This is a genomic window from Flavobacterium sp. J27, from assembly GCF_004303025.1.
GTDB lineage: Bacteria > Bacteroidota > Bacteroidia > Flavobacteriales > Flavobacteriaceae > Flavobacterium.
In genome coordinates, this window is the sequence record NZ_PJQW01000007.1 from 133,195 (window position 1) to 144,794 (window position 11,600).

An 11,600-nucleotide genomic window follows, 5' to 3' on the forward strand; every position below is an offset into this window, starting at 1 on the left:
ATAATAGAATAACACATGTTTGGTATTGGATTTTCAGAACTTTTGTTTGTACTTGTAGCTGTACTGATGCTTTTTGGGTCTAAAGAGATTCCTCAAGTGGCTAGGTTTTTAGGGAAAACTATGGCTCAGTTGAAAAATGCAACCAATGAAATTAAAAATGAAATTCAGAATAGTGCAAAAGATACTGGAGTGGATGTGAATTCGCTTACTGGTGGTATTTCTGATGAAATTAGAAAAGCAAAAGAAGAGATAGCGAATACAATGAACCCATTAAAAGATATGTCTAATAGTATTGTTGACGATATTAAAAAACCAATTGAAGAAGTAAAAGAGGATATTGAAAATCTTTCAGGTCCTATAAAAAGACAATTTTAATGCTGGAATATTTAATATCGTTAGACAAAGAATTACTGGTTTTTCTGAACGGTTTAGGTTCTGAAAAATATGATGCGTTTTGGTTAATTATTACAAAACAATTTAATTGGACGCCTTATTTTTTACTTTTACTTTTTATTCTTCAAAGAAGAATTGGATGGAAAAACTTAGGTATTGCACTTCTTTTTATTGCACTTTTAATTGCATTTACAGATCAAACTACGAATATGTTTAAATACTATTTTCAGCGGTTGAGACCTTGTAATGATTTCGAGATTAAATCAATTATAAGAATTGTAAAGCATAGTGATACACTCAGTTTTTTCTCAGGACACGCCTCTAGTTCTTGTGCCTCTATGACGTTTTTATTTTTAATTCTAAGAAAATATTATAAATACGCATTTGTAATCTATTTGTTTCCGCTAGTGTTTGCTTATAGTAGAATCTATCTTGGACTACATTTTCCGTTAGATATTCTAGTTGGGTATACGTATGGTTTACTAACTGGGATTACTTTTTATAAACTATATATTTATTTTCTCAGAAAATATTTCCCTTCGTTAATTCAAGGCTAGCCAATTATTCTGCTGACTGTTAAGCCATCACGAATGGGTAATAAAACAGTTTCTACTCTTGGGTCGTTTTTTAATAAAGCGTTGTATTCTAGTAATACTTTTGTACTAGTGTCTTTTGGATTCAAAGTTTCAATTACTTTTCCACTCCAAAGTACATTATCCGATAAAATAATACCTCCTTTACGCATCATTGGAACTATTAAATGAAAATAATGGATGTAATTTTCTTTATCGGCATCAATAAAAACCAAGTCAAATTGTTTGTTTAAGATTGGAATAATCTCCAAAGCGTTTCCAATATGTTGAAAAATCTGGTCTTTCCATTCCGAAGCATCAAAATATTTTTTTTGAAAATCAGCTAATTCTTCATTAATATCTATAGTGTCTATCGTACCGTTTTGAGCTAAACCTTCAGCCATGCATAAAGTGGCATAACCTGTGTAAGTACCTATTTCTAAAATATGTTTCGGATAAATAATTTTGGATAACATACTTAAAACACGACCCTGAAAATGACCACTTAGCATTCTTGGTTGTAAAATTTTCTGATAGGTTTCTCGGTTTAACTTTGCTAATAATTCGGGTTCGTCCTGACTATGATGGGCAACATAATTCTCTAGTTCTTCTGAAATAAAATGCATGATAACGCTGAGTTTTAATTTTAGTCAAAGTTATCAAATTATTTTTTGTAGTTTTCGGTAAATTATCAAAAGATAACCATGAACAAAAAACCTATTTATATTTTAGGTACGGGTCTTTCGCATAATGGTTCGGCAGTATTGTTAAAAGATGGACAAATATGTGTGGCCATAGAAAAAGAGCGAATTACCAGAATCAAACATGATGGTGGTAATGATACGGAAGCTATTCAATATTGTTTAGAAGCTGAAGGAATACAGTTATCTGATGTGGCTTTAGTAGTGCAATGTGAAAATTTTGAAATTCCTTCAAGAGATACTTTTAGAGGTGAAAGAATATTTAAAGGGAATAAGGAACCCAAACTCATTAGTATTTCACATCACTTAGCCCATGCTTATAGTGCAGTTGGAACTTCTCCTTTTACTACTAGTAATGTAATGGTAATTGATGGTTGTGGAAGTCCATTAGAACAGTATTTACTATTGCATCAAAATCAAAAAGAAAGTATAGTGTCAGATGTTTTCAATTCCATACAAATGCAATGCGAAAAAGACAGCTTTTATCATTTTGATGGTCAAGACATGATTCCTTTGTTTAAAGACTTTAGCGAGATGTCTAATTTATCTCAATCTGAAATAGCCTTGCCAACAACCAAACATTCCATAGGAGGATTTTATGCAGCCATTAGTAATTATGTTTTTGGAAATATGGACGATGTGGGTAAATTAATGGGATTAGCACCTTACGGGAAAAGTGGTGTATATAATTATGAAGTTTTTGAATTCATAAACGACCGATTGTTTGTAAAAGAAGATTGGAAAACATTTTTAAACCAACCTTCGCAAGGATACACTTTTTTTAAAGAGCATTTTGCATATTATGCCAATGTAGCAAAATGGGCACAAGAGCAAGTAGAAAAAGCAGTTTTGCAATGTATAAAAGTAAGAACAAAACGATTTCCACATACTCATTTATGTTATAGTGGTGGTGTAGCTTTAAACGCTGTTGCTAATGCAAAATTAGAGGATAGTAATGTGGCAAAATCGATCTATTTTGAACCTGCAGCAAGTGATAATGGTTTAGCACTTGGTTGTGCTTTTTATGGATGGTTGTCCTATTTAAAACAGCCTAAAAAAGAAGCTAATGGCAATACATGTTTTGGTAAGCACTATACAAAGGAAACTATTCTACAAGCGTATGAAGAATATAAACCAGAATTGAAAATGATAGACTTCTTTGAAGAATCCGAACTCTTACATTATAGTGCAGAAGCTTTGCTTCACGGAAAAACTATTGGCTGGTTTCAATCGGGTTCTGAGTTTGGACCTCGAGCATTAGGAAGAAGAAGTATTTTGGCACATCCAGGAATGGAAAACATGAAAAATCATATTAATGCTACTATTAAATTTAGAGAAGATTTCCGTCCTTTTGCACCAGCTGTTTTACAGGAAAAAGGGCATGAATATTTTGAAGTAGGAAGGAGTAGTCCCTATATGATTTTAGTAGATAAGACTAAAGAAGAGCATTTGGAAAACTTAAAAAATGTCACTCATAAAGATGGTTCGGCTAGAGTACAAACAGTTGAAGCCTCTTGGAACCCTAAATTTTATAATTTAATACAAACTTTTTATGAATTAAGTGGCATTGCAGTTCTTTTAAATACAAGTTTCAATAAAAAAGGAATGCCAATTGTAGAAACACCTAAAGAAGCATTTGATTTGTTTAGAGAAACAGCGTTAGATGTTTTGGTAATCGAAAATTTCGTTTTCTTGAAACATTAAACATTACTTGAGGGCTTATTTTTAAACTCTAAATTCATTACTTTTGCACCATGCAAACGACAAAGAAAGATATTAGAGCGTTAACCAAAGAACAATTAAGAGATTTTTTTGTTTCTAATGGAGACAAGGCTTTTAGAGGGAATCAGGTATACGAATGGCTTTGGCAAAAACGGGCCCATACTTTTGAAGACATGACGAATCTTTCAAAAGAAACACGTGCCATGTTAGAAGCTAATTTTGTTATCAATCATATCAAAGTCGATACCATGCAACGCAGTGAAGACGGAACGGTAAAAAATGCGGTTCGTTTGCACGACAATTTAATTGTAGAATCTGTTTTAATCCCAACAGAAACCAGAACTACAGCTTGTGTTTCAAGCCAGGTTGGTTGTAGTTTAGATTGTAATTTTTGTGCCACAGCTCGTTTAAAGAGAATGCGCAATTTAGAACCAGGAGAAATTTACGATCAAGTTGCGGCTATTGATAATGAAAGTCGTTTGTATTATGATCGACCGCTTTCTAATATCGTTTTTATGGGGATGGGAGAACCGTTAATGAATTATCCTAATGTCATGAAAGCCATTGATCGAATAACTTCTCCAGAAGGATTAGGGATGTCACCAAAAAGAATCACGGTTTCTACTTCCGGAGTTTCCAAAATGATAAAAAAAATGGCAGATGATGAGGTGAAGTTTAAACTAGCAGTTTCGTTGCATTCTGCTATCGAAGCAACCCGAAATCGTATTATGCCCTTTACGAAAAGTTTTCCGTTAGACGAATTGCGGGAAGCTTTGGAATATTGGTACAAAAAAACCAAAAGTAAAGTAACCTATGAATATGTGGTTTGGAAAGGAATCAACGATGACAAAAAATCAATTGATGCTTTAGTGAAATTTTGTAAATATGTGCCTTGTAAAGTCAATCTTATCGAATACAATCCTATCGATGATGGCGAATTTCAACAAGCAGCTCCTCAAGTAATAGACGCTTATATTACTGCTCTAGAAAAAAACAATATTGTAGCAAAAGTTAGAAGAAGTAGAGGTAAAGATATCGATGCGGCTTGCGGTCAATTGGCAAATAAATCCTAAAGTAGATTGTTATGCTGACCTTGTTTTAGCATTTCTTTTTTTATAGAAGCTATTTCCAGCTATACATTTCAAGTTTTTTACACTTCACACTTTTTTTGTAAGCCTTATAAAGAGCTTCTAACCGTCGCTTTTATAAAGCAACAAAAAAAAGCGTGCTGTAATAAAAACTTTTCATTTCTATCTGGGCTATAAAATCTTTTTTTGCTTTGTTACAAATTATGTTTTAGTTACTTTTGCTATCGCGATGAAAATAGTTGAGCAAATAAAACTACCTATAGCTAAAGAAATGGAACTTTTTGAAAAGAAGTTTCGCGAATCGATGTCTTCAAAAGTAGCTTTGCTCAATAGAATTACTCATTATATTGTCAACCGAAAAGGAAAACAAATGCGACCGATGTTTGTTTTTCTTACTGCAAAAATGGTGGCAAACCATCATGAGGTTAACGACCGAACTTATCGCGGAGCTTCTGTTATCGAATTAATACACACGGCCACATTGGTTCATGATGATGTGGTAGACGATAGTAATAAAAGACGCGGTTTTTTCTCCATTAATGCACTTTGGAAAAATAAAATTGCAGTTTTAGTGGGCGATTATTTATTGTCAAAAGGACTTTTATTGTCTATAGATAATAGCGATTTCGATTTGTTAAAAATTATTTCTGTGGCCGTAAGAGAAATGAGCGAAGGAGAATTATTGCAAATTGAAAAAGCTAGAAGATTAGATATTACAGAAGCAGTTTATTATGAAATTATTCGTCAAAAAACAGCAACATTAATTGCAGCTTGTTGTTCACTTGGCGCTTGTTCAGTAGTGCCTGAAGATAAAGAAACTGTTGAAAAAATGAGAAAATTTGGAGAGCTTATCGGAATGGCATTTCAAATTAAAGACGACTTATTTGATTATACAGATGATGCTATTGGTAAACCTACAGGTATCGATATTAAAGAGCAAAAAATGACATTGCCTTTAATTTATGCTTTGAATAATTGCTCACCCAAAGAGAAAAGTTGGGTAATTAATTCCGTTAAAAACCACAACAAAGACAAAAAAAGAGTAAAAGAAGTTATTCAATTTGTAAAAAATAAAAACGGATTGATTTACGCAGAACAAAAAATGGTTCAATTTCAGCAAGAAGCACTAGCTTTAATACAAAATTTTCCACCTACACCTTATAAAGAAGCATTAGAGCTTATGGTAAATTACGTTATTGAACGTAAGAAATAAGTTTAAGGTAAAAAATCTATTTTGATTGTTTTTATCCTCCTAAAAACAATTGGTATCACTTTAAAAAAATAAAAATACACTATACAACCATTTTAAAAACAAACACGTCTATAGTATTAGAAAGGATTTGTAAGAGGTGATTCATTTTTTTTAATTTTGATACAACCTTTTTTAAAACCATCTCGTCTATATAAAAAAGAAACAATAATAGTTATAAATTGATATTGATTTTTGGAATTAATATTGAAATTAAAAATGAAAGTCATACACTTACATAGAGAAGAAAAACAATTGATTGAGCAAGCTGTTTTAAATAATAGGCAAGCCCAACATCAAATATACACTCAATTTTCTCCTAAAATGTTAGGTGTTTGTAGACAATACATAAAAGATGTGCACCATGCAGAGGACGTTATGATTACTGCTTTTATGAAAGTCTTTACTAATTTAAATAAGTTTGAACATAAAGGAAGTTTTGAAGGTTGGATAAGACGCATTATGATTCATGAGTGTATTGATTTTGTTAGAGTTAAAAAAAATATTTTTAATTATCAGGAAATTGAAACTGTAATTGTGTCTGAAAGTGAAAGTGGTATTGAAATGGATACTTTTTCAGTAGATGACATACAATTGTTAATTGATAGCTTACCAGATGGATATCGAATGATTTTCAATTTATATGCTATCGAAGGTTATAAGCATCATGAGATTGCTAAGATGCTACATATTAGTGAAGGAACCTCAAAATCGCAATTGTCGCATGCCAGAAAAATGCTTCAAAATCAAATTAACCTATTAAAGCTAAAAGAAAATGGAACCAAATAAATTAGATACTAAAATTAGAGAGCAGTTAGGTTCAAGAGAAATTAAGCCAACCGACCAAGCTTGGGATCGATTAGATGCGATGCTTTCTTTGGCTGAAAAAAAAGAACCTAAAAAAGTTTTTAGCCTATATAAATATATAGGAATCGCTGCTTCTGTTTTGCTTTTTATTGCTTTGGGGTTTTGGTTATACCAAAATGATGCTACTACATTAGTAGAAAAAAATATTGAAAATGCTTTTATTAATCAAGAGAATACGGCTAATTTAACACAGGATACTTTAAAAACTGATTCAAGTCATATTGAGAACCAGTTATTAATCAACGATGAAATAATGGTTAGAAATGATGTCGCGAAAATGAATACTAAGAAGCTAAAAGAAAATACTTGGGATAATAAAACAACTGCAATTGCTGAAAATTCATTAATTAGTGCTCACGTAACATTAGATGGTAAAGATTCAAATGTATCAATAGTACCAATAGTAGAAGAAATTACGGAACATAAATATATGACAGCTGAAAAATTATTAGCTTCCATAGAGAATAGAGATGCGGAAAAAAATGCAATAAAAGATAAGGTTTCAAAAACTACCATAAAAGTAAATACAAATTCTCTATTAACTGTTGTAGAATCGGAACTCGATTTAGAATTTAGAGAAAGTAAAATTGATAAAGTAACTAAAAGATTTCAACTAATTAAATCAGCTTTAGCTAATAGAAACTACGAAGAATAATCATCATCATTATCAAATATTAATAATCAAAAAGCGAACAGTTATGCAAAAAATTATTTTTTACATTGGGATACTATTGCTTACACTTGTCTCAAAAGTGTATGCTCAAGAAGGGACTTTTGAAGAAAAAGCGAAAGCAATTGCTACTCGAATTGAAATCATTACAAACGAAGAAAAAAAAGCTTTAAAAGCAGAAGTTGAACAAATCGAAGTGCAATTAAATGAAGGTTTGTTGTCTAAAGAAGAAGCAGATAGTTTAAAATTAAAAGCTGCTGAGAGAAGAGCTGCAAATATTGAGCAAAAAGTAGCAATTGAAGAAGCTAAATTGCAACAACTAATCCAAGATAAAGTAGATGGTAAATATACTACGGTTAAAAATGAAAAACGAATGGAAGTTACGCAAAAAGACAGCATCCTAATTAAAGGAAAAAAATATGAAGTAACCTATCAAGTAACCGACTCGACTCATGTTATTACAGATTTCAAAAGGATTTTTAAAAGAGATTCTTTGTATGTTGAAAAAAGAACAACCTCCCAATTTGTAATTGCATTTGGATTAAATAATGTGGTAACAGATGGAGCAGTTGCAAATTCAGATTTTGGATACATGCGTTCGATGTTTTCAGAAATTGGAATTACTTGGAGAACCAATTTATTAAAAGACAGAAAAGTTTTAAATGTTAAGTATGGCTTGACTTTTGTTTACAATCAATTGCATGCGACAGATAATCGTTATTTTGTAGATAACGGCGATCAAACAGTTTTAGAAATTTTTCCTGTAGATTTAAAAGATAGAAAAACTTATTTTAAAAATGTATTCATGACTGTTCCATTGCATCTTGAATTTGATTTTTCAAAAGTAAAAGAAAAAAATAATAGGAAATTCTATGCTTCTCATACAGGATTTCGATTAGGTATCGGTGGTTTTGTAGGGTATAATATTAATTCTAAACAATTTCTAAATTATAACGAAGAGAGTTATGATATTAGAACTCGTCAAAAAGGAAATTGGAACGTTCCAGATTGGAATTATGGTTTAAGTACTTACATAGGATACCGTCAAACTAGTATTTATGTAAAATATGACTTAAATCCAATCTTTAAAAATAATACGACAGATCAAAATAATATTTCATTAGGAGTGCGTTTCGATTTTAACTAATATAAATTTGGGTTAGGGTTTCATACGAAAAGATGTCTTATAATAATAGGGCATCTTTTCAATTTAATAATTATTTCACATTCGAATAGTAAAGTAACAAAACCATAAAATAAAGTAAAGATTATAATAAAGATAGGAGAGTAGTTTTGGGATGCAAAATTAAACCAACTTTTTTATCATGAAAAAATACGTATACCTATTCGTTTTTATTTATTCTGTTTTCACCTCGCTTCAAGCTCAATCTGGTATGGGAATTAGTGAAAAAGAAAATGGATTAGACTATTGGACAGAATTTAACCCAAAGAAAAAAGAATATAGAGAAGCTAAAAAAATTCTTACAGGATATATTACTGAAAATACAACATTATATAGTAGAGATACTTATTTGTTACAAGGAGTAGTATATGTAACTAATAATGCAGTTTTAACTATAGAACCAGGTACCGTTATTAGAGGCGATTATAATACTTGTGGAACGTTAGTAATTACAAAAGGAGCAAAAATTATGGCTGAAGGAACAGAAAGTTTCCCTATTGTATTTACCACTAATAAAGATACTTATTCTAGAAAACCTGGTGACTGGGGTGGTATTATTGTTATGGGAGACGCACCTGTAAATACATTTGGAGGGATTGGTGTTTTAAATTTTGATTTGGATCCAAAATACAATCGTTATGGTGGTGATAATGTAGAAAGTTCATCAGGAGCATTAAAGTTTGTTCGAATAGAATATTCGGGTAGAAAATTAAGTGCTAAAAAAGAATTAAATGGTATTTCATTTGCAGGTGTAGGTAATAAAACTAAAATTGAAAACATACAAATTAGTTATTCAAATGACGATTCTTTTGAGTTTTACGGAGGAAATGTGCGTCTAGAAAAATTAGTTTCTTATAGAGCATCAGATGATGATTTTGATTTTACCCAAGGCGTGCAAGCAACAATTACAAACAGTTTGGCTCTTCGTCATCCTTACTCTTCAGATGCTGAAAAATCAAGATGTATGGAAATTGATTCTTACGATATGATTGAGAAATTTGATTCTCAAAGAAATAAAACGAATGTTAAAGCAACCAATGTTACTTTCGTTAATACAGAAGATAATGACCAAGGGTTAGTAAAAGAAGCAGTTTACGTTGGAAGTGAGAGTTATTTTACTATGACAAATAGCGTAGTATATGGTTTTAAAGATTATTTATTAGTAAAAGACTATACCGTTATCGATGATTTTGAAGAGTTTATAAAATTAAAAAGTATGGTTATTGCACATTGCGATAATGCCTTTGGATCTATGAGAGGTGATGGAACGATTGGTATGGATAAAAATTTCTTTATAACTAAAAACAGTATTACAATTTCAGATGGTGCTATTCAAGATTTTTTCAAAAAACCTAATTTTGATGAAACACCAGATTTTAGATATCTTAAAATTGAAAGAAACGGAAATCCAGTAGTAAATGTAAATAAGTAAAAGATAGTTTTTACCTTAATAATAAGAGTATGCATTTTGCTTTATCTAAAAAATAGATAAAGCAAGATGTTTTTTGTAAGATATTAAAAAGGAAAAAACATATAAAAAACGAATTTGTTTCAAGTTTTTTATTTTAAACAACTGAATTTTAAGCGTTTAGTTTTTGTGTTATATATACTACAAAAAACGGATGTAAATTTAACATTTTTTCCATTTTTGTTGTAAAATCAAATCGTACGATTTTACTTATTTTGTTGAAGCTTTATTTGTTAGTCATAACGAGTTATAATTGAAATTGCCCAATCGATTGTAAGTTGAAAATTAAAAGCAAAAAACTATAAAAAAAATTATCATGAAAACGAACCTACTACTACTAACAGTTGTATTGAATTTCTGTGTGTCTGTATTTGCGCAATCAGGTTTAGGCTTGAGCGAAAAAACAAATATGTTAGAATATTGGACAGAATTTGATCCTAAAAAGAAAGAATACAGAGAGCCTAAAAAAATTCTTGCAGGTTACATTACTCAAAACACAACTTTATACAGCAGAGATACTTATCAATTAGAAGGGATTGTTTATGTAACAAATAATGCCATTTTAACCATTGAACCAGGAACTATCATTCGTGGAGATGCTAAAACAGGTGGAGCTTTAGTAATTACAAAAGGGGCAAAAATTATTGCTGAAGGAACCGAAAGCTTTCCAATAGTATTTACTACCAATAAAGATACTTACTCTAGAAAACCTGGTGATTGGGGAGGAATCGTAATCATGGGAGATGCGCCAATAAACAACTTTGGAGGTGTTGGAATTCTAAATTATGATTTGGATCCTGCTTATAGTCGTTATGGAGGAAATAATACGGAAAGCTCTTCAGGATCTTTAAAGTATGTTAGGGTGGAGTATGCTGGAAAAAAAATAAGCTCTAAAAAAGAATTTAATGGAATTACATTTGCGGGTGTTGGAAATGGAACCAAAATTGAAAACATACAAGTGAGTTATTCCGATGATGATTCTTTTGAATTCTATGGTGGAAATGTAAAAATGAAGAACCTGATTTCTTATAGAGCATCTGATGATGATTTTGATTTTACACAAGGAGTGCAAGCAGATATTACAAACAGTATTGCTATTAGAAATCCCTATTCTTCTGATTTAGAAAACTCTAGATGTCTTGAGGTAAACTCTAATGATGATGTAGAAAAATTTGATCCTTTACGAAATAAAACTAACGTTAATGCTACAAACTTAGTTTTAGTAAATACAGAAGACAATAATCAAGGATTGATAAAAGAAGCTATTTTTGTGTCTAACGAAAGTAAGTTATACTTTAGTAACAGTGTTGTATTTGGATTTAAAGACTTCTTAATGTTAAAAGATTTTTCAATTGCAGAAGAGTTTGAACAACACATAAAAATAAAAGATGTTGTTGTCGGACACTGTGAGAATGCGATTTCAAGCTTAAAACCAAAAGATGTTTTAGCAATGGATGTAAATTATATTTTTTCTAAAAATAATATAGCTGTTTCAGAAGGAAAGATTGAAGATTATTTTATGAATACTAATCTTCATGAAGTTCCAGATTTTAGATATCTTAAAATTGAAAGAAATACCATTAATTTAGTAAATAAATAAAAATTTTAGCTCTGTAAAACTTTCTTTTCATAATATACAAAGCCTTTGTTTTTGTAAGAATATAGCGGTGAAAAATGCAGGTCAACG

General features: G+C 30.8%; 11 protein-coding genes. 10 read left to right on the top strand and 1 reads right to left on the bottom strand.

The window, feature by feature from the left end; translation table 11 throughout:
- The first annotated feature begins 15 nt into the window (after positions 1-15).
- Entirely contained in the window at positions 16-375 is a 360-nt protein-coding gene (locus CX675_RS11340; protein WP_130735350.1) for a twin-arginine translocase TatA/TatE family subunit, read from the top strand.
- A complete protein-coding gene (locus CX675_RS11345; protein WP_130735351.1) occupies positions 375-950 on the top strand; it encodes a phosphatase PAP2 family protein in 576 nt (191 codons plus the stop codon). The genes CX675_RS11340 and CX675_RS11345 overlap by 1 nt, the downstream gene beginning before the upstream one ends.
- Here CX675_RS11345 and CX675_RS11350 read toward each other — a convergent pair.
- Complete coding sequence (locus CX675_RS11350) at positions 947-1,591, bottom strand: O-methyltransferase (RefSeq protein WP_130735352.1); 645 nt, start codon at positions 1,589-1,591, stop codon at positions 947-949. The two genes, CX675_RS11345 and CX675_RS11350, sit on opposite strands and share 4 nt — an antisense overlap.
- Positions 1,592-1,669: 78 nt before the next feature.
- Here CX675_RS11350 and CX675_RS11355 point away from each other — a divergent pair, with 78 nt between their 5' ends.
- The 8 genes from CX675_RS11355 (at position 1,670) to CX675_RS11390 (ending at position 11,513) form a co-directional block, all read left to right on the top strand.
- On the top strand, positions 1,670-3,370 hold the full coding sequence (locus CX675_RS11355) for a carbamoyltransferase C-terminal domain-containing protein (RefSeq protein ID WP_130735353.1): 1,701 nt from the start codon (positions 1,670-1,672) through the stop codon (positions 3,368-3,370).
- A 50-nt stretch (positions 3,371-3,420) separates the two neighbouring features.
- Positions 3,421-4,461, top strand: coding sequence for a 23S rRNA (adenine(2503)-C(2))-methyltransferase RlmN (rlmN, locus tag CX675_RS11360; RefSeq protein ID WP_130735354.1), 1,041 nt, complete (start codon positions 3,421-3,423; stop codon positions 4,459-4,461).
- A gap of 244 nt (positions 4,462-4,705) precedes the next feature.
- Positions 4,706-5,689, top strand: coding sequence for a polyprenyl synthetase family protein (locus tag CX675_RS11365; protein WP_130735355.1), 984 nt, complete (start codon positions 4,706-4,708; stop codon positions 5,687-5,689).
- Positions 5,690-5,944: 255 nt separating this feature from the next.
- Positions 5,945-6,514 (top strand): RNA polymerase sigma factor, encoded by a 570-nt coding sequence (locus CX675_RS11370; RefSeq protein WP_130735356.1) that lies wholly within the window; start codon positions 5,945-5,947, stop codon positions 6,512-6,514.
- Complete coding sequence (locus tag CX675_RS11375; RefSeq protein WP_130735357.1) at positions 6,501-7,247, top strand: hypothetical protein; 747 nt, start codon at positions 6,501-6,503, stop codon at positions 7,245-7,247. Before CX675_RS11370 ends, CX675_RS11375 begins: the two co-directional genes overlap by 14 nt.
- A 43-nt stretch (positions 7,248-7,290) precedes the next feature.
- Positions 7,291-8,409 carry a hypothetical protein gene (locus CX675_RS11380; RefSeq protein WP_130735358.1) on the top strand — a complete coding sequence of 373 codons (1,119 nt, stop codon included), beginning with the start codon at positions 7,291-7,293 and terminating at the stop codon, positions 8,407-8,409.
- Positions 8,410-8,587: 178 nt separating this feature from the next.
- Entirely contained in the window at positions 8,588-9,877 is a 1,290-nt protein-coding gene (locus tag CX675_RS11385) for a hypothetical protein (RefSeq protein ID WP_130735359.1), read from the top strand.
- 352 nt (positions 9,878-10,229) lie between these two features.
- Positions 10,230-11,513 carry a hypothetical protein gene (locus tag CX675_RS11390; RefSeq protein ID WP_130735360.1) on the top strand — a complete coding sequence of 428 codons (1,284 nt, stop codon included), beginning with the start codon at positions 10,230-10,232 and terminating at the stop codon, positions 11,511-11,513.
- Positions 11,514-11,600 lie beyond the last annotated feature (87 nt).

What these genes read in the sequence shown, in the direction of transcription:
- CX675_RS11365 (WP_130735355.1), top strand. Translation starts at nt 4,706, where the DNA reads ATGAAAATAGTTGAGCAAATAAAACTACCTATAGCTAAAGAAATGGAA.
- CX675_RS11390 (WP_130735360.1), top strand. Translation starts at nt 10,230, where the DNA reads ATGAAAACGAACCTACTACTACTAACAGTTGTATTGAATTTCTGTGTG.
- CX675_RS11355 (WP_130735353.1), top strand. Translation starts at nt 1,670, where the DNA reads ATGAACAAAAAACCTATTTATATTTTAGGTACGGGTCTTTCGCATAAT.
- CX675_RS11345 (WP_130735351.1), top strand. Translation starts at nt 375, where the DNA reads ATGCTGGAATATTTAATATCGTTAGACAAAGAATTACTGGTTTTTCTG.
- CX675_RS11340 (WP_130735350.1), top strand. Translation starts at nt 16, where the DNA reads ATGTTTGGTATTGGATTTTCAGAACTTTTGTTTGTACTTGTAGCTGTA.
- CX675_RS11370 (WP_130735356.1), top strand. Translation starts at nt 5,945, where the DNA reads ATGAAAGTCATACACTTACATAGAGAAGAAAAACAATTGATTGAGCAA.
- rlmN (WP_130735354.1), top strand. Translation starts at nt 3,421, where the DNA reads ATGCAAACGACAAAGAAAGATATTAGAGCGTTAACCAAAGAACAATTA.
- CX675_RS11375 (WP_130735357.1), top strand. Translation starts at nt 6,501, where the DNA reads ATGGAACCAAATAAATTAGATACTAAAATTAGAGAGCAGTTAGGTTCA.
- CX675_RS11385 (WP_130735359.1), top strand. Translation starts at nt 8,588, where the DNA reads ATGAAAAAATACGTATACCTATTCGTTTTTATTTATTCTGTTTTCACC.
- CX675_RS11380 (WP_130735358.1), top strand. Translation starts at nt 7,291, where the DNA reads ATGCAAAAAATTATTTTTTACATTGGGATACTATTGCTTACACTTGTC.
- CX675_RS11350 (WP_130735352.1), bottom strand. Translation starts at nt 1,591, where the DNA reads ATGCATTTTATTTCAGAAGAACTAGAGAATTATGTTGCCCATCATAGT.